The following is a 16,660-nucleotide window of genomic DNA, read 5'->3' as shown; positions in this document are numbered from 1 at the left end:
CAGCGTTGATGAGCGCTCTTCCCGTTCACTCCTTGAGGGGTGTCGTCAGCTCCGTTTCCTCGGTGTCGAGAACGAACACCGCCAGCAGCCGTGCAGGTTCCGTATCGCTGGCATTCGCGCTGATTTGATGTCGGGAGCCTGGATCTTCGTAGAAGTTTTCGCCGGCCTGATAGACCTTTTCCGGGGAGCCGTTGACGCTGCTGCGGATCGCACCTTCGAGCACCGTCGCATAGATGAAGGCGGACTTCGGATGCGTGTGGGCGGGCGACCCGCCGCCCGGTCCGTATTCGACAAGGACGCCCCGCATGCTTTTGCCGGGCACGTTCGGAAGGACGTGATCGAATACGACGGTCACCTTGCCGGCAGGCCGGTCGCCTGCCGAGGCTGCAGTGAACGAGAGCGCTGCAAGAGCAACGGCCGAGAGAAATCGCGTGAACATTTCAGTTCTCCTTTGAGAGCGCTTGTGGTGTCGGCGCGGCCCGGTGCCGCGTCGGCTTTTCGACTGTTCGCGGGAGCCTCAGCCCGCGGCCTGGCGGCCGAGCCAATCCTCGAAGCGGATCGCGCCGAGGCGCGGGTTCTTGCCGGGGGTCAGCGATTGATCGTCAAGCACGGCGCCGAAGTAGCGCGCGTGGACATCGGGCAGGACCTTGCGCGGGTCCTCGATCTGCCTCAGGAAGCGCCTGACCAGTTCATCGAGCGGTATCGCCTCAGGCCCGGCGACTTCGAGCGTGCCGTTGACCGGCGGTGCGACCGCAACCTCGGCGAGCGCTGCCACCACGTCGTCGGAGGCGATCGGCTGGATCAGCGCCGGCGACAGGCGTATCTCGTCGCCGACGGCGGCCGACTGGGCAATGCCGCCGACGAACTCGAAGAACTGCGTGGCACGCAGGATGGTGTAGGGAATGCCGGATGCCTTGATGAGGTTTTCCTGCGCGACCTTCGCACGGAAATATCCGTTGTCGGGAAGACGTTCGCTGCCGACGATCGACAGGGCGATGTGGTGGCGGACGCCGGCGGCAGCTTCCGCAGCCAGCAGGTTGCGGCCCGACGTCTCGAAGAATTCGAGGACGGCCTTGTCCTCCCACACCGGTGCATTCGCCACATCGACGACGACATCCGCACCGTCCAGGGCCCCCGCGAGGCCCTCGCGGGTGATGGTGTTCACGCCCGTGTTGGGGGAGGCGGCGAGCACATCGTGGCCGCGCTCGCGAAGGTTCTTCACAAGTTTCGATCCGATGAGGCCGGTGCCTCCGATAACGACGATCTTCATCGCTAGTCTCCGCTTCTCTCGACTGCAACCATTGCCGTCGGTCTGAAGAAAGAGTGCCTGCGCGCGTCGGGGAAGTCCCTGTGGCGGGCTTGAATTGCCCTTCAAGGAAGCTTGAATTTTCGTCCAAAGAACGGTTGCTCGACCGGCATGCCTTGCTGCCGGCGGAGCAGCCAGTTACGCGATGGCGTGCTATCAGATATTATTCGCCGGTTGCCCGGATAGCGAACCGAAGGCAATCGGCCAGGGGATGCCGAAGTGCAATTCATGTTTGGAGACTACGTGCTCGACCAGGAGCGCCGGGAACTCACCCGGCGCGGAGAGGTCGTGTCCGTCGGACCGCAGGTCTTCGACCTCCTGCTGCATCTCGTCGGCACCCGCGACCGCGTCGTCAGCAAGGACGAGTTGCTCCAAGCGGTGTGGGGCGGCCGCATCGTCTCGGAGTCGACGATCACCAGCCACATCAATGCGGTTCGCAAAGCCGTGGGCGACACCGGCGGGGAGCAGCGCCTGATCCGGACGGTCGCCCGCAAGGGCTTCCGCTTTGTCGGCGACATCAGGGTCGGAGGGACCGCAGAAGTCCGACAGCCCGTCGGTGCCGGCGTCGCCTTAGAGGCCTCCGGCGGATCGGGAGAAACGCCCTCCGCGCTCGTCCTTCCGGACAAACCCTCCATCACCGTCCTGCCCTTTCAGAATCTCAGCGGCGATCCGGAGCAGGAATATTTCGCCGACGGCATCGTGGAGGACATCATCACCGCCCTTTCGCGCATCCGCTGGCTGTTCGTCATCGCGCGCAATTCGAGCTTTCGGTATAAAGGCCGGGCGGTGGAGGTGAAGGACGTCGGCAGGGAGCTTGGCGTGCGCTACGTGTTGGAAGGCAGCGTGCGCAAATCCGGAAACAGGGTGCGCATAACCGGGCAGCTCATCGACGCGACGACCGGGACGCACCTCTGGGCGGAGCGCTTCGAGGGCACCCTGGACGACATTTTCGAGCTGCAGGACCGGATGGCGGAAAGCGTCGTCGGCGCTATCGCACCGCAGGTCGAACGGGCGGAGATGGAGCGCGCCAAGCGCAAGCCGACGGAAAGCCTCGACGCCCACGACTATTATCTGCGCGGAATGGCAAAACTGCATAGCGGAACCCATGAAGCCATCGAGGCCGCACTGCCCTTGTTCTATCGGGCGATCGAGCTCGATCAGGAATTTGCGTCTGCCTATGCCGGGGCAGCCTGGTGTTACTTCTGGCGCAAACTGAATGGCTGGATGGTCGATCGGGGCGAAGAAATAGCCGAGGGAGCGCGCCTGGCGCGGCGGGCGGTCGAACTCGGCCGGGACGATGCCGTAGCGCTGACGAGAAGCGGGCACGCGCTCGGACATCTCGTCGGAGACCTGGACGGCGGCATCGCGCTCATCGACAGGGCACGGCTGCTCAACCCCAACTTCGCCCCCGCCTGGTTTCTAGGCGGTTTCCTGCGCGTTTTCCGCGGTGAACCGGAGAGTGCGATCGAGCATATCGAGCACGCAGCCCGTCTGAGCCCGTTGGACCAGGAAATGTTCCGGATGCAGGCCGGAACGGCACTCGCGCATTTCTTCGCCGGCCGTTTCGATTCCGCCCTGGTCTGGGCGGAAAGGGCGCTGGGGAACCTGCCCAGCCTTTTGGTCGCGGTCGCCCTGGTGGCGGCGAGCCATGCCCTTGCCGGACGGACGGAGGAAGCGCAACGGGCGATGCAGCGCCTGCGCCGGCTCGACCCGTCGCTGCGCCTTTCCGACCTCCAGGACTGGCTGCCGATCCATCGCCGGGAGGATCTCGCGCGCTTCGCGGACGGACTGCGGCTGGCCGGGTTGCCCGAGTGACCGGATGCGGCGGAAAGCCGCTGGACACACCATTTCTGGAAGTGCTTACATCTAGCCTTCGTATGTGCCGACGATCTCCGCTTCTCCAACGAGATGTTTGCGGGCCCTCTCCCAGGCTTCCGCCGCGCCCACGTCGTCGGGGATCGAAAGATTGGCCGCGTCGAGGGCGGCGAGCCTGAACCGGTAACGGTGCACGCCTGTTCCGGAAGGCGGCTGCGGCCCGTCGTAACGGGCGTTACCGAAATCGTTCTTCATGAACTTGATCCCACGTTCGGGGCCGGTGTCGACGGCCTGCGGAAGCTCGGTCCAATTGCCGGGAATGTTGATAATTCCGCAATGGCGGAACAAACCGCTCACCGCATCCGGATCCTCCACGATAAACGCGAAGCTCTCAGTTCCCTCGGGCGTGCCCGTCCATTTCAGCGGGGGAAACAGGTTCTCGCCGAAACGGGTGTATTTCTGCGGTATCGGCTGGCCGTCGGCGAATACGGGACTGATCAGACTGAAGGTCATCAGTTGCCTCCTTCCATGTACAAGCAAATGCCGCAGCAATCTTTGCAGGTCCGGCGGGACGCACGGCGCGGCTGCTACGGAAACGAGAGCGCGGGGCATTGCCCGTCGGCGCCTCCTCGCGCGAATAGAAGAACCAAGAGCCGCGACTTGTGTTCCCGAAGGCGGCAGGCGCCGCAAATCCGGGCCGCGCGGACGGCGCCCGATAAAGCGGATAAAATTTCGCCGGACGACCGGAACTTTGATGCTCGTGATTGTGTTGATGGAGGGCACATCGGCGGCGAGTGGGCCGGTTGCAGTCAACACGTTTCCCGGAACATGAGCGATGCAGATACTGTCTGTCACGGCCGAAATTTTTCCGCTCGTCAAGACCGGCGGCCTGGCAGATGTAGCGGGATCGCTCCCCAAAGCACTCAGGGCTCACGGCATCCACACGCGCAGCTTCGTTCCGGGCTACCCCGGCGTCATGCGCGCGCTCAGCAACGCGACCCCCGTCGCCGCGTTCGAAAACCTGTTCGGCGAACGCGCCACCCTTATCGCGGCCAGGGCTCAGGGGCTGGATCTCTTCGTGCTCGATGCGCCGGCCTTCTATGACCGGGAAGGCGCTCTCTACGTGGACAGGCATGGCCGGGAATATGCGGACAACTGGAAGCGCTTCGCCGCCTTTTCGCTGGTCGCATCGCAAATCGCGCGCGGGCTCGTTCCCAACTGGCGGCCGCATATCATTCACGCACATGACTGGCACGCGGCGATGAGCCTCGTCTATCTGAAATACGCAGGCGACGACATCATTCCTCGCGTCCTGACCGTGCACAACCTTGCGTTCCAGGGGCAATTCCCGGCCCACTACTTCCCCGAGCTCGGCCTGCCGGCGGACGCCTATTCGATCGACGGCGTCGAATATTACGGCGATATCGGGTTCCTCAAGGGCGGCCTGCAGGCAGCCGATGCGATCACGGTCGTCAGCCCCACCTATGCGCGGGAAATCATGTCTCCGGCCTTCGGCATGGGGCTCGAAGGCGTGATGAACGAGCGGCATGCGGATGTCGTGGGCATCGTCAACGGCATAGACCTTGAAGTGTGGGATCCAACCTCGGATCCCTGCATCGAGCATCACTATTCGGCACGCGTGCCGCTGCGCCGCCTGCCCAACCGGCAGGTGCTGCTCCGGCATTTCGGCCTGCCGAACACCTGCGGGCCGGTCTTCGCCAGCGTCAACCGACTGACATGGCAGAAGGGCATGGATATGCTCGCCGCGACCGCCGGCGAGATCGTCAAGAATGGCGGCACCCTGATCATCCATGGGCAAGGCGAGGAGAAGCTGGAGGCCGCATTCATGGATCTCATGCGACGGTACCCGCAAAACATAAGCGTAAGCATTGGTTATGACGAGCAGCTTGCCCACAGGATCCATGCCGGCGCGGATGCGATGCTCGTTCCGTCCCGGTTCGAGCCCTGCGGCCTCACGCAGCTTTACGCTCTGCGCTACGGCTGCATTCCGGTCGTCGCCCGCACGGGCGGCCTGTCGGAGACCATCATCGATGCCAACGATGCCGCGCTCCATGCCCATGTCGCGACGGGCATACAGTTTGCACCCATCGACGAGGACGGGCTACGCCATGCACTGCGCCGCACCTTCCGGCTCTACCGGCTGCGACGCGTCTGGGAGGGACTTCGCCGGCAAGGCATGAAAACCGACTGCTCGTGGCATCGCAGTGCGGCCCGCTATGCGGAGCTTTACAGCGAACTCCTCAATCCCGACATGCGTCTGGTCGGCAGCGCCTGACCTGGAAACTCCAGGAAAACTGCGCAGCGGTTTTCCGTCCGGAGCTTCGAAAGCAAAGGGCTGAGCATTCCGAGGAAAGCGGAAATGCGCCAGCGCGATACCGGGCGCGTGCCCCGCCTTTCCCGCAATCCGCAATTTCGCGGAATGCTATCATTCGCAAAGGTGATGAATTGATAAGCAGTGCGGCATGGATTGCGCCGCCCGAATATGCGAATGGCTGCGGCAGGCCAGAACGCCGGATTCGCTGAAGCCCGAGCTCCTGTCCGCAATGTTCCGCGGAAAACGCGGTCCCGCTCTGAAGGAATTCGCACCCATGGCCGTCGACAGCGTCCCCGGCAACCTTTCCCGTGAAAACGGCGCCGCCCGCGCCGGCGTGGTCGTCATGCTCCTCGGCATGTTGATGTTCTCGGTGAACGACGTCATGGGCAAGTGGCTCGTCGCCACCTACTCGGTCGGGCAGGTGGTGCTGATCCGCAGCATCGCCGCTGCCCTTCTGCTGGCGCCCTTTCTGTGGGTGAGCGGCCCGAGAAAGCTCTTCACCCTCGAGCGGCCCGGCCTTCAGTTTGCCCGCGTCGTCGCCTCGACGGCCGAGGTGGTCGCGTTCTATTTCGCTGTCGTCTACCTGCCGCTGGCCGACGTCATGACCTATTGGCTGGCGGCGCCGATCTATGTGGCGGCCGTTTCGCCGCTGGTGCTGAAGGAACCTGTCGGCTGGCGGCGCTGGACGGCGATCGGCATCGGCTTTGTCGGCGTCGTCGTCGCGCTCGAACCGTCGTCACAGGCCTTCACGCTGCCGGCCGTCATCTCGATTCTCGGCAGCATGACCTTCGCCTTCATGATGATTTCCGGGCGGTCGCTGCGCGGCACTCCGGATACGACGCTTGCCTTCTGGCAGATCGTCGGCGCCGCTGTCGCCGGCCTCGTCTGGGCACCCTTCGACTGGACACCTCTCAAACCGGTCGACACCGCGCTCATCTGCCTGCTGGGCGCCGTCGCAATGATCGCCCATGTGCTCGTCAACCGGGCGCTGAAGCTCGCCGACGCCGCAACGGTCGCCCCGCTGCAGTACACGCTGCTCTTCTGGGCAATCTTCTTCGGCTGGCTGATCTTCGGCGACACGCCGCGGCTGTCGATGGTGATCGGCGCCGCCCTCATCGTCGCTTCGGGCCTCTTCATTTTCTTCCGCGAACAGCAGTTGAAAAGGCAGGGGCGGCTGAAGGGCTGAGTCCCCGGCACCGTTCCGCGCCGCATCAACGCTAAGAATATCGATTATCGCGCCTATCGATTTCGCTTATGTAGCGTCTGTCCCTAAAGTTCCTTGGAAGCGCCGAACAAAGGCGCAACCGAGGGAGCGAACATGCGAAAACTTATTCTGGCACTGGCACTCGCCGGCACTGCCCTGTCTTCTTCCGCCCTTGCTGCGGAAAAGCTGAAGATCGGAACCGAGGGCGCCTATCCGCCCTTCAACTTCGTCGATTCCAGCGGCAAGATCGGCGGTTTCGACGTGGAAATCGGCCTCGCGCTCTGCGAGCGCATGAAGGTCGAGTGCGAAGTCGTCGCCCAGGATTGGGACGGCATCATTCCGGGCCTGCTTGCCAAGAAGTACGATATGATCATCGCCTCGATGTTCATCACCGAGGAGCGCAAGAAGCAGGTGGCTTTCAGCAATCCCTATTACCTCGCCGCGATGACCCATGCCGCACCGAAGGGTGCCGGCATCACCGACTTCAGCAACGAGGCGCTCAAGGGCAAGGTGATCGGCGCCCAGGCCGGCACGACCCAGGCCGACTATATCGCCGCCGTCTACCCGGATGCCGAGATCAAGCTCTATCCCACCCAGGACGAAGCCAATCTGGACATGGTCAACGGCAGGCTCGACCTGCAGGTCGGCGACATGCTGCCGCTGCTCGATTGGGTCACCAAGAATGACGACGGCAAGGGTTGCTGCGAGCTTATCGGCGAGCCGATCACCGACAAAAAATTCGTCGGCGACGGCGTCGGCATTGCTGTCCGTCAGGAGGACGATGAGCTGCGCGAGAGGCTGAACAAGGCACTTGACGAGATCCGCGCCGACGGGACCTACAAGAAAATCAACGACAAGTATTTCACCATCGACGTCTATACGATGAAGTGACGGCGCATGCCTCTCATCCGGCCTGCCGGCAGGCCGGATGAGAGGCAGAATCTATTTTTTCCCCAAAAACGCGAACACATCGACCGGCTCGTCGAGCCCCCGCAAGACATAGGAACCCAGATTTTCCATCTGGCCTCTACAGCCTGCCTTTTCGACGAAGGCTCTTGAGAGCAGCACCGGACGCTTCAGCTCCTTCGTAAGGGTTTCGAGCCGCGAGGCGATGTTGACCGCCGGTCCGATCACCGTGAAATCGAGACGCCTGCGCGAACCGATATTGCCATACATCACATCGCCGACATGGACGCCGATGCCGTAGCCGAGCGGATCGTGGCCCTTGCGCAGGTTCTCCTCGTTGAGAACGGCAAGAGCGGCCTGTGCCTCGCCGATGGCTCCGAGAAGCTGACTGCAGGCACATGGATTGCTGAGCGGAAAGATCGCCAGAAGCCCGTCGCCCATGAATTTCAGGATCTCCCCGCCGTGCCGTTCGATCGGTTCCGACATGGCATCGAAATAGCCGTTGAGGAGTTCGATGACGTCGTCGCGGGGCCACAGGTCCGACAGCTTCGTGAAGTCGCGCAGATCGCAGATGAGGATCGCGGCGCCCACCGTCACGCCGCTGCCGCGCGTGGTCGCTCCGGCAAGGATCTGCTCGCTCGCATGCGGCCCGACATAGGTCTCGAGAAGCGTGCGGGCGAAGCGGTTCTTCAGCCGGATCTCGCTGACAAGCGCCAGGGCCGGCAGAATGTCCTTCAGGAAGGCGAGATCATCGGGGCTAAATCCGCCCGGCCTGTCGCTCGCAAAGGTCACCGCGTGCCGCTTGCCGAGCGTATGGAGCAAGGGCCAGATGATGTATTCGGTCAGTCCCTCCGCGCGCAGTTCGTCATAGAGCGGGTAATCCGGACCCGCGGATGTCGAGTCGTCAAGGCGTCTGCGCACCTCTTCCGCCCCCTCGTTGAAATCGCGCAAGGGGCTGCTCAGATATTGGGTGGTGTCCTCGACGCCATAGGCATAGGTATCGAGCTCCGCATCCGCCAGGCCCTTTCGCCACAGAATCCGTGCACCGATCCACTGCGGGTGGTGAATTCTGAAATGAAGCGTGGCGCGGGCGACGGGCACGCCCGCCTCCACCAGCCTGTCGCACATCTCAACGAAGATGTTGTCGATGAAGCGTTCATCGCGCGTCTCGATGACGAGCCAGTCGATGATCCGGCGCCGCCGCGCCGGCCATGTTCCCTCGCTTTCGCCCGGCAAAGGCGGGTGTGGCTCCGTCGGAGACTGAACCGCGACGTTCGCCTCGCTCGGATTCGTGATGGCCATTTCAAAACCCCAGGGATTGCTGCGCGGGCTCCGGCGGAGCGACCTTGACGCCTTCCATTTCGAGCATTCCGAGCTTCGTGGATGAACCGCCCGGCGCCGAGAAGCCGCCGATCTTGCCGCCGGCTGCGAGAACCCGATGGCACGGGATGATCAGTGCCACGGGATTCTTCGCCATCGCCTGGCCGACATCCCGGGCCGCCTCCGGGCCTGCGCCGAGCTCCTTTGCAAGCGCGCCGTAGGTCGTCGTGCTCCCCCACGGGATCTTTCGCGCGGCCTGATAGACCTTCTCGAAGAAGGCGTCCTGTCCCTGGAGATCGAGATCGAAGCGGGAAAAATCGGTCTCCCTTCCCTCGAAATAGGCCTTCACCGCCGCAACCGCTTCGGCAACCCTCGGCGGCGGCTCTTGCGGCGCTCCGTCCGGCAAACGCCGCAGAAGCAGTCGCTCGGTGGATTCGGCGCTTCGCGTCGGCAGCTGGAAGCGCGTGATGCCCGCATCGCTCCAGGCGATGCCGCAGAAACCGCGCACGGTTTCGAAAATATGGTAGTGGTTCATGAGTTCGCTCTCCTCCAGCACCGCATGGCCGATCGAGGCACGCCGGGCCGCTGTAGCGCTTCGAATTCCTTCATGGAGAATCGTGCGCCCGGGCCTTCAATTCAACCCGTTTTCCCTAGGGGGCGGCTAAAAAAGACCATCTGATTTTCGTCGTTCATGCCTTGGCGCTCGCCGGATCTCTTGCGAGGATGCGGATAACTCGAACCGACCGGTGCATCGCTTGACCTCAAAAGTCGACTTCTTCGCGCGCAGCGCAGTCCAGGTGGCGGCTGATTTGATCGGCGCCGCTTTCACCGTTTCCGGTGTCGGCGGCATTATCGTCGAAACGGAGGCCTATCTTCCGGACGACGCGGCGTCGCACAGTTTTGCCGGCGCCACGGCGCGCAATCGCGCCATGTTCGGTCCGCCGGCGCATGCCTACATCTATCTCTCCTACGGCCTGCACTGGTGCCTGAATTTCGTCTGCCTGCCCGGCAGCGCCGTCCTGATCCGCGCGATCGAACCGAAATGGGGCATAGAGACGATGCGGGCGAGACGTGGTGTCCGCGAAGAGAGGCTGCTGTGTTCCGGGCCGGGACGTGTGGGACAGGCGCTGGCGATCAGCCGGGAGCTGGACGGAATGCCGCTCGGAGAGGATCCGTTCCGCCTCACCCCGCCCTCCACGAAGCCACCGGTCGCCACCGGCATCCGCGTCGGCATAACCAAGGCGGCAGAACAGCCCTGGCGGTTCGGGCTGGCCGGCTCATCCTTCGTGAGCCGCAAATTCTGAAGCAGCTTCGCCGGTCCGGTGAAGCCGTTCCCCGGTTCCCGTTCAAGATGACACGGAGACCCGCTTCTGTCCTTAAGCTACACCCCGGCGCGTCTTATCGGACGCGAAATATCGCTGTAGCACTTTGATCTTCTGCATGTCGTTGTCCTCCGATCGGATAGATTAAAGGACAAATGTATCGACGGTTCAATCAGAGCTGATCGTAAGTGGACGAGTTTGATGACATCACGATGGACATGGTTGTTTTCGCAGATCACGCGGCGGATCTGGTTTCGAGCCACGCTTTTCTCCATTCTTGCGATTATAACCGCACTCATCGCAATTTTCCTTGGCCCGTTCATTCCGCGAGACCTTCCGAACCGAATAGGAGCGCACGCAGTCGACAACGTGCTGGGGATCATCGCTTCCAGCATGCTGACGGTCTCGACATTCTCGCTAAGCACGATGGTATCGGCCTACTCGGCGGCAACCAATAGCGTTACGCCACGGGCAACGAAGCTTCTCATGGAAGACAGCACGACACAGAACGTGCTCGCGACCTTCATCGGGTCGTTTCTGTTCAGCCTCGTCGGCATCATCGCTCTCAGCACCGGCGCCTACGGCGACCAGGGCCGCCTTGTTCTGTTCGTGGTGACGATCGGCGTCATCGTCCTGATCATCGTGACGCTGCTGCGCTGGATCGATCATCTCTCGCGCCTCGGACGCGTTACCGAGACGACGGAACAGGTCGAGGCGGTCACGATCGAGGCAATGCGATCGCGGCGGCTACGACCTTACCTCGGCGGAAACCGGTTGGACGATGCCGCACGCATCCCCGCATCCGCCACGCCGGTCTTTATCGACAGGATCGGTTACATCCAGCATCTCGACGTAAGCGGGCTTTCCGCCATCGCGAGCGATAGGAAGACCTGCATATTCGTCCGATTGATACCCGGCCAGCTTGTCGATCCAAACCGGCCCGTCGCTTCCGTCGACGGCGCACAGGACGAGCATGTCCTTGCCGAGATTGCCAGGTGCTTCTCGGTGGGAGATACGCGTTCGTTCGATCAGGATCCGAGGTTCGGAGCGGCGGTGCTGGCTGAAATAGCGTCGCGCGCCCTGTCGCCGGCCGTCAACGACCCCGGGACCGCAATCGACGTCATCAACCGTGCGTTGCGCGTGTTGGCCGTCTGGACCGAGCCCGTGGAGAAGGCATTGCAGGACGAGGTGCTGTATCCAAAGGTCTACGTGCCGGCGATCGAGCTCGACGAAGTGTTCGACGATCTGTTCACGCCGATCGCGCGGGACGGCGCTGCTATCGTCGAAATAGGAGTCCGCCTCCAGAAAGCGTTCGGCACGCTCGCCAAGTTCAACCAGGACCGGTTTCGCTATGCAGCCATGCGGCATTCGAAAGAAGCGCTCGAGCGAGCGGAAGCGGCACTTGGCATTGCCAGCCATCTGCAGAGGCTGAGGCGGGAGGCTGACAAGGTCGGGAATGGCTGACATCTACCGGTGCCGCCAAAAACGAACAATCTATGGCCGCTTGGAAAAGTCCCGCGAGACGAATTCCGGAAAAAGGCGCCGGCAGTTTTCCGCCCGCATCCCGCTCGAATTCTCTAAGATCGCGGATACAGTCGTTCAACGTCCGGAACATGAAGGTAGAGGAGGCGATTAGATGACGAAATCGAACATAGGCTTCATCGGGCTCGGATTGATGGGCCAAGGGATGGCGGCAAATATTCTGAAAAAGGGTTGGCCGCTCCAGGTGATGGCGCATCGCAATCGGGCGCCGGTGGAGACGCTCATTGCCGAGGGCGCACGCGAAGCCAGGACGCCGCGCGAGATGGCGGAGCAATGCGACGTCATCGTCCTCTGCGTTACCGGCTCGCCTGAGGTCCTTTCGGTCATCGGTGGCCCGGAGGGCATTGCGAGCGCGGGCAGGCCGGTCACCATCGTCGATTGTTCCACATCCGATCCCTCCGTCACGACGAAGCTTGCAGCCGATCTCGCGGCAAGCGGCCTTACGCTTATCGATGCGCCGCTCAGCCGTACGCCGGCCGATGCCGCCGCGGGCACGCTCGATGTGATGGTCGGCGGCGCGGAGTCAGACGTGCAGCGCGTGTGGCCGGTGCTCGAATGTTTCGCCGGTCGGATCATCCACACGGGGCCGACCGGCTCCGGTCACACGATGAAGCTGCTCAACAACTTCCTGTCGATGGGCTACGCGGCGCTCTATTCCGAGGCGCTGATGCTCGGACGCAAGGCCGGGCTGACGCCCGAGGTCTTCGACAGCGTCATTCGCGGCGGCCGGATGGATTGCCCCTTCTATCAGACCTTCTTCCGCTGGGTCCTGGAACGCGACCCGAACGCCCATAAATTCGCGATCCGCAACGGCTTCAAGGACATGAGCTATCTTGCCGGCTACGCCATTGCCGCCGGCGCCGCCAATCCGGTAGGGGCGGCCGTCCGGAACTCATTTGCACAGGCGGTCGGCGCGGGCCGCGGCGAGGACTATGTGCCGATGCTGTCGGATTTCATCGCCGAGGCGAACGGTCTCGAGTGAAAGCGGGGGCGAGCGCCTCTCGCCGGGCGCCATGACAGAATTCCATCAGCGGTGAAATGCAATCTTGCAGGGATGCAACATTGCCGTTGCTCTGCGCCTTTGACTGAGTCTCGCGGAATGGTGAATGTGGCTGCGCCTGCAAATGGAACAAACGTTCCGGCATCACCGCATCACTATTCCCCCAGGAGACTTCCGGCATGACCGCCCTCCCCTTCGCCCTCAACCATATGGCCGCTCCGGGCCTCCCGGCCGACGCGTTCTTCTCGCTTGCGAGATCGCTCGGCATTTCCCTGGTCGAAATCCGCAACGATCTGACCGCCAACGCCATTGCCGACGGGACGCCTCCGGAGGAGGTGAAAGCCCTTGCGGAGAAGCACGGTCTGACGATCGTCTCGATCAACGCCTTGCAGCGCTTCAACGAATGGAACGAGCAACGGGCAGCCGAAGCGCGCGAACTCATCTCCTATGCACGCGACTGCGGCGCGAAGGCTCTGGTGCTGGTGCCCGTCAATGACGGCAGCGGCAAGGAGGACGGCGTGCGGCAAACCAACCTTCGGCAGGCGCTTGCGGCGTTGAAGCCGATGCTCGACGCGGCCGGCGTCATCGGTCTCGTGGAGCCGCTCGGCTTCGAGATCTGTTCGCTGCGCTCCAAGACGGAGGCCGCCGAAGCGATCCGGGCAGTCTCGGGTCAATCGAGCTTTCGCCTGGTGCACGACACGTTCCACCATCACCTTGCCGGCGAAGACCAGTTTTTTGCGGATCTCACCGGCCTCGTACACATCTCCGGCGTCATCGACGAAAACCTGGCCGTCTCGGATATGCGCGATCCGCATCGCGTTCTCGTCGACGCCGCCGACAGGCTGGACAATCAAGGCCAGATTCGCCGGCTGCGGGGCGAAGGCTATGCTGGCCCCTTTTCCTTCGAGCCCTTTGCCCCTTCCGTGCACGGACTTGCCGACCCGGCGGACGCCCTGCGAGAGAGCATGGACTACCTTCGGTCGCGGAGCTGATCGCCACCGGCAGTGGAAAGAGCTGGATTCCAAACCGGCGCGCCCGGGCGCTCTTGACGGCATCCCGATAAAATGGAATACATATTCCGTAACGTCAAAACACTGGTTTTTTTATTCCGTTTTGATCGGAAGCGTAGCGGGAGTGCCGCTTCCGGTCGAAGTCTGAACGCGATCTCGGGAAGAAGGTCGCGTTCCCGGCCGAAGAAGGTGTGGCCGGCACCAAGTGGAGGAGAAGAACAATGAAGAAATTTTTCATAGGCACTGCGATGGCCGTCGTGATGTCGACGGCCGCGCATGCGGAGACCATCGGCGTGTCGATGGCGCTCTTCGACGACAACTTCCTGACGGTGCTGCGCACCGGCATGCAGGATTACGCCAAGACGCTCGACGGCGTCGAGCTGCAGGTCGAAGACGCGCAGAACGACGTCGCCAAACAGCAGAGCCAGATCCAGAATTTCATCGCCGCCGGGGTCGATGCCATCATCGTCAACCCGGTCGACACCGATGCGACCGCCGCAATGTCGAAGATCGCCGCGGATGCCGGCATTCCGCTGGTCTATGTCAACCGCGAGCCGGTGAACGTCGATACGCTTCCGGACAAGCAGGCCTTCGTCGCGTCGAACGAACAGGAATCCGGCACGCTGCAGACAAAGGAAATCTGCAAGATGCTGGGCGGCAAGGGCAAAGCCGTGGTCATGATGGGCGAACTCTCCAACCAGGCTGCCCGCATGCGCACCAAGGACATCCACGACGTGATCGCGACCGACGAATGCAAGGGCATCGAGATCGTCGAGGAGCAGACCGCGAACTGGTCGCGCACCCAGGGCTCGGACCTCATGACGAACTGGCTTTCCGCCGGCCTCGAATTCGACGCCGTCATCTCCAACAACGACGAAATGGCGATCGGCGCGATCCAGGCGCTGAAGGCGGCCGGCCGCTCGATGGATTCCGTCGTCATCGGCGGCATCGACGCAACCCAGGACGCGCTCGCCGCCATGGCGGCCGGCGACCTCGACGTGACCGTTTTCCAGAATGCAGCCGGCCAGGGCAAGGGCTCGGTAGACGCCGCGCTGAAGCTCGCCAAGGGCGAGCCGGTGGAAAAAAAGGTCTATATTCCCTTCGAACTCGTCACGAAGGAGAACCTGGAGCAATATCAGGCGAAGAACTGACCGGCGCTGCCGGGGGCGCGGCAATGCCGCGCTCCCGAACGCCATGCCTGCTTCGGGTTCGCACCGAGGAAGGCATGCTCCGCCACCGCGTGGACATTCCGGTTGAACCGGAACATGGGAGGCAACGAGAATGACACTCAGTCCCACGACAATGGCAGCCGTGCGCGCCAGCGGCGCCGTTCCGAAATCCGAATACCTTCTGACTGCAGAAGGCGTTCGCAAGGAATTTCCGGGTGTCGTCGCACTCGACGACGTGGAGTTCAAGCTGAAGCGCGGCACCGTGCATGCGCTCATGGGCGAGAACGGAGCCGGCAAGTCGACCTTGATGAAAATCCTCGCCGGGATCTATCATCCCGACCAGGGCGAGGTGAAACTCAGGGGCGCCGGCATCCGGCTGAAGTCGCCGCTCGACGCGCTCGAGAACGGCATCGCCATGATCCATCAGGAACTGAACCTGATGCCTTTCATGACCGTCGCTGAGAATATCTGGATCCGCCGGGAACCCAAGAACCGCTTCGGCTTCGTCGACCATGGCGAGATGCGCCGCATGACGGCAAAGCTTTTCGAGCGGCTCAAGATCGATCTTGATCCCGAGATCGAGGTCCGTCACCTCTCGGTCGCCAACCGCCAGATGGTCGAGATCGCTAAGGCGGTCTCCTACGAGTCCGACGTCCTGATCATGGACGAGCCCACCTCGGCGCTCACCGAACGCGAGGTGGCCCATCTGTTCGAGATCATCCGTGACCTGCGCTCGCAAGGTATCGGCATCGTCTACATCACCCACAAGATGAACGAGCTGTTCGAGATCGCCGACGAGTTCTCGGTTTTCCGCGACGGCAAATATATCGGCACCCACCTCTCGAACGAGGTCACCCGCGACGACATCATCCGCATGATGGTTGGACGTGAAATCACCCAGATGTTCCCGAAGGAGGAGGTGCCGATCGGCGACGTGGTGCTGTCGGTGAAGAACCTGACCCTCGACGGCGTCTTCCGCGACGTCTCCTTCGATGTGCGCGCCGGCGAGATCCTCGGCGTCGCAGGCCTCGTCGGATCCGGTCGCTCCAACGTCGCCGAGACGCTCTTCGGGGTCACGCCGGCCAGTTCGGGCACGATCGCGATCGACGGGAAAGAGGTCGTGATCGACAGCGCCAACAAGGCGATCCGCCATCGGATGGCGTTTCTGACCGAGGATCGCAAGGACACCGGCTGTCTGCTCATCCTCGACATTCTCGAAAACATGCAGATCGCCGTGCTGCAGGACAAATTCGTCAAGGGCGGCTTCGTCAGCGAGAGGGAGGTCACCGCCGCCTGCGAGGAGATGAGCCGCAAGCTTCGGGTCAAGACGCCGAACCTGCAGGAGCGCGTCGAGAATCTCTCGGGCGGCAACCAGCAGAAAGTGCTGATCGGCCGCTGGCTGCTCACCAATCCGCGCATCCTGATCCTCGACGAGCCGACGCGCGGCATCGATGTCGGCGCCAAGGCGGAGATCCACCGCCTGGTGACCGAACTCGCCCGCAACGGCGTCGCGGTCATCATGATCTCGTCGGAAATGCCGGAAGTGCTCGGCATGAGCGACCGGATCATGGTGATGCACGAGGGCCGGGTCACCGGATTTCTCGACAGGGCGGAAGCCACCCAAATCAAGGTCATGGAGCTTGCGGCGCGATAGAGCGGGATGAGTGCGTGCGGCCTTCCGCACGCATTCCGCTCCGACCTTTGGAACCGATCAAGGCGAACTGCCGACCG

General features: G+C 62.7%; 15 protein-coding genes. 10 read left to right on the top strand and 5 right to left on the bottom strand.

The genetic code is table 11. From position 1 onward, the window contains the following. Nucleotides 1–25: 25 nt before the first annotated feature. Nucleotides 26–439, bottom strand: a complete 414-nt coding sequence (locus ACFHWW_RS00660) for a cupin domain-containing protein (protein ID WP_379937014.1) — start codon at nucleotides 437–439, stop codon at nucleotides 26–28. 78 nt (nucleotides 440–517) lie between these two features. Then, nucleotides 518–1,270 carry an SDR family oxidoreductase gene (locus tag ACFHWW_RS00655; protein WP_275599406.1) on the bottom strand — a complete coding sequence of 251 codons (753 nt, stop codon included), beginning with the start codon at nucleotides 1,268–1,270 and terminating at the stop codon, nucleotides 518–520. Between the two features lie 255 nt (nucleotides 1,271–1,525). Between ACFHWW_RS00655 and ACFHWW_RS00650 the strand changes: the two genes are divergently transcribed. Then, a complete protein-coding gene (locus tag ACFHWW_RS00650) occupies nucleotides 1,526–3,121 on the top strand; it encodes a winged helix-turn-helix domain-containing tetratricopeptide repeat protein (RefSeq protein WP_379937013.1) in 1,596 nt (531 codons plus the stop codon). Between the two features lie 51 nt (nucleotides 3,122–3,172). On the opposite strand, the gene ACFHWW_RS00645 is transcribed toward ACFHWW_RS00650, so the two are convergent. Beyond that, on the bottom strand, nucleotides 3,173–3,634 hold the full coding sequence (locus ACFHWW_RS00645; protein WP_379937012.1) for a YbhB/YbcL family Raf kinase inhibitor-like protein: 462 nt from the start codon (nucleotides 3,632–3,634) through the stop codon (nucleotides 3,173–3,175). Nucleotides 3,635–3,956: 322 nt separating this feature from the next. On the opposite strand from ACFHWW_RS00645, the gene glgA reads away from it, so the two are divergent. From glgA to ACFHWW_RS00630, 3 genes are all read left to right on the top strand, one after another. Beyond that, on the top strand, nucleotides 3,957–5,417 hold the full coding sequence (gene glgA / locus ACFHWW_RS00640) for a glycogen synthase GlgA (protein ID WP_379937011.1): 1,461 nt from the start codon (nucleotides 3,957–3,959) through the stop codon (nucleotides 5,415–5,417). Nucleotides 5,418–5,730: 313 nt separating this feature from the next. After that, nucleotides 5,731–6,642 carry a DMT family transporter gene (locus ACFHWW_RS00635; RefSeq protein WP_026168730.1) on the top strand — a complete coding sequence of 304 codons (912 nt, stop codon included), beginning with the start codon at nucleotides 5,731–5,733 and terminating at the stop codon, nucleotides 6,640–6,642. Between the two features lie 132 nt (nucleotides 6,643–6,774). After that, nucleotides 6,775–7,551 (top strand): ABC transporter substrate-binding protein, encoded by a 777-nt coding sequence (locus ACFHWW_RS00630; RefSeq protein WP_379937010.1) that lies wholly within the window; start codon nucleotides 6,775–6,777, stop codon nucleotides 7,549–7,551. Nucleotides 7,552–7,602: 51 nt separating this feature from the next. On the opposite strand, the gene ACFHWW_RS00625 is transcribed toward ACFHWW_RS00630, so the two are convergent. After that, nucleotides 7,603–8,868, bottom strand: coding sequence for an adenylate/guanylate cyclase domain-containing protein (locus ACFHWW_RS00625; RefSeq protein WP_379937009.1), 1,266 nt, complete (start codon nucleotides 8,866–8,868; stop codon nucleotides 7,603–7,605). A gap of 1 nt (nucleotide 8,869) precedes the next feature. Continuing rightward, nucleotides 8,870–9,421 (bottom strand): methylated-DNA--[protein]-cysteine S-methyltransferase, encoded by a 552-nt coding sequence (locus tag ACFHWW_RS00620; RefSeq protein WP_102763653.1) that lies wholly within the window; start codon nucleotides 9,419–9,421, stop codon nucleotides 8,870–8,872. A gap of 211 nt (nucleotides 9,422–9,632) precedes the next feature. Between ACFHWW_RS00620 and ACFHWW_RS00615 the strand changes: the two genes are divergently transcribed. The 6 genes from ACFHWW_RS00615 (at nucleotide 9,633) to ACFHWW_RS00590 (ending at nucleotide 16,583) form a co-directional block, all read left to right on the top strand. Next, complete coding sequence (locus ACFHWW_RS00615) at nucleotides 9,633–10,190, top strand: DNA-3-methyladenine glycosylase (RefSeq protein WP_379937008.1); 558 nt, start codon at nucleotides 9,633–9,635, stop codon at nucleotides 10,188–10,190. Between the two features lie 219 nt (nucleotides 10,191–10,409). After that, complete coding sequence (locus ACFHWW_RS00610) at nucleotides 10,410–11,672, top strand: DUF2254 domain-containing protein (protein WP_379937007.1); 1,263 nt, start codon at nucleotides 10,410–10,412, stop codon at nucleotides 11,670–11,672. A 172-nt stretch (nucleotides 11,673–11,844) separates the two neighbouring features. After that, the gene (locus ACFHWW_RS00605) at nucleotides 11,845–12,732 is read left to right on the top strand and encodes an NAD(P)-dependent oxidoreductase (protein WP_338281895.1); all 888 of its coding nucleotides are present in this window, start codon (nucleotides 11,845–11,847) and stop codon (nucleotides 12,730–12,732) included. 197 nt (nucleotides 12,733–12,929) lie between these two features. Continuing rightward, nucleotides 12,930–13,742 carry a TIM barrel protein gene (locus ACFHWW_RS00600; RefSeq protein WP_379937006.1) on the top strand — a complete coding sequence of 271 codons (813 nt, stop codon included), beginning with the start codon at nucleotides 12,930–12,932 and terminating at the stop codon, nucleotides 13,740–13,742. Between the two features lie 239 nt (nucleotides 13,743–13,981). Then, complete coding sequence (locus ACFHWW_RS00595) at nucleotides 13,982–14,911, top strand: sugar ABC transporter substrate-binding protein (RefSeq protein WP_100671316.1); 930 nt, start codon at nucleotides 13,982–13,984, stop codon at nucleotides 14,909–14,911. Between the two features lie 130 nt (nucleotides 14,912–15,041). Then, on the top strand, nucleotides 15,042–16,583 hold the full coding sequence (locus ACFHWW_RS00590; RefSeq protein ID WP_338281900.1) for a sugar ABC transporter ATP-binding protein: 1,542 nt from the start codon (nucleotides 15,042–15,044) through the stop codon (nucleotides 16,581–16,583). Nucleotides 16,584–16,660: the final 77 nt, after the last annotated feature.

Source organism: Sinorhizobium sp. P24N7 (assembly GCF_042436655.1).
In the GTDB taxonomy this organism is placed as follows: Bacteria; Pseudomonadota; Alphaproteobacteria; order Rhizobiales; family Rhizobiaceae; genus Sinorhizobium; species Sinorhizobium meliloti_A.
The sequence above is the reverse complement of the archived record's forward strand: the minus strand, read 5'-3'. Positions and strand labels throughout refer to the sequence as shown.

Coding starts and splice junctions, on each gene's coding strand:
- ACFHWW_RS00660 (WP_379937014.1), bottom strand. CDS start 439: ATGTTCACGCGATTTCTCTCGGCCGTTGCTCTTGCAGCGCTCTCGTTC.
- ACFHWW_RS00655 (WP_275599406.1), bottom strand. CDS start 1,270: ATGAAGATCGTCGTTATCGGAGGCACCGGCCTCATCGGATCGAAACTT.
- ACFHWW_RS00645 (WP_379937012.1), bottom strand. CDS start 3,634: ATGACCTTCAGTCTGATCAGTCCCGTATTCGCCGACGGCCAGCCGATA.
- glgA (WP_379937011.1), top strand. CDS start 3,957: ATGCAGATACTGTCTGTCACGGCCGAAATTTTTCCGCTCGTCAAGACC.
- ACFHWW_RS00635 (WP_026168730.1), top strand. CDS start 5,731: ATGGCCGTCGACAGCGTCCCCGGCAACCTTTCCCGTGAAAACGGCGCC.
- ACFHWW_RS00630 (WP_379937010.1), top strand. CDS start 6,775: ATGCGAAAACTTATTCTGGCACTGGCACTCGCCGGCACTGCCCTGTCT.
- ACFHWW_RS00625 (WP_379937009.1), bottom strand. CDS start 8,868: ATGGCCATCACGAATCCGAGCGAGGCGAACGTCGCGGTTCAGTCTCCG.
- ACFHWW_RS00620 (WP_102763653.1), bottom strand. CDS start 9,421: ATGAACCACTACCATATTTTCGAAACCGTGCGCGGTTTCTGCGGCATC.
- ACFHWW_RS00610 (WP_379937007.1), top strand. CDS start 10,410: ATGACATCACGATGGACATGGTTGTTTTCGCAGATCACGCGGCGGATC.
- ACFHWW_RS00605 (WP_338281895.1), top strand. CDS start 11,845: ATGACGAAATCGAACATAGGCTTCATCGGGCTCGGATTGATGGGCCAA.
- ACFHWW_RS00600 (WP_379937006.1), top strand. CDS start 12,930: ATGACCGCCCTCCCCTTCGCCCTCAACCATATGGCCGCTCCGGGCCTC.
- ACFHWW_RS00595 (WP_100671316.1), top strand. CDS start 13,982: ATGAAGAAATTTTTCATAGGCACTGCGATGGCCGTCGTGATGTCGACG.
- ACFHWW_RS00590 (WP_338281900.1), top strand. CDS start 15,042: ATGACACTCAGTCCCACGACAATGGCAGCCGTGCGCGCCAGCGGCGCC.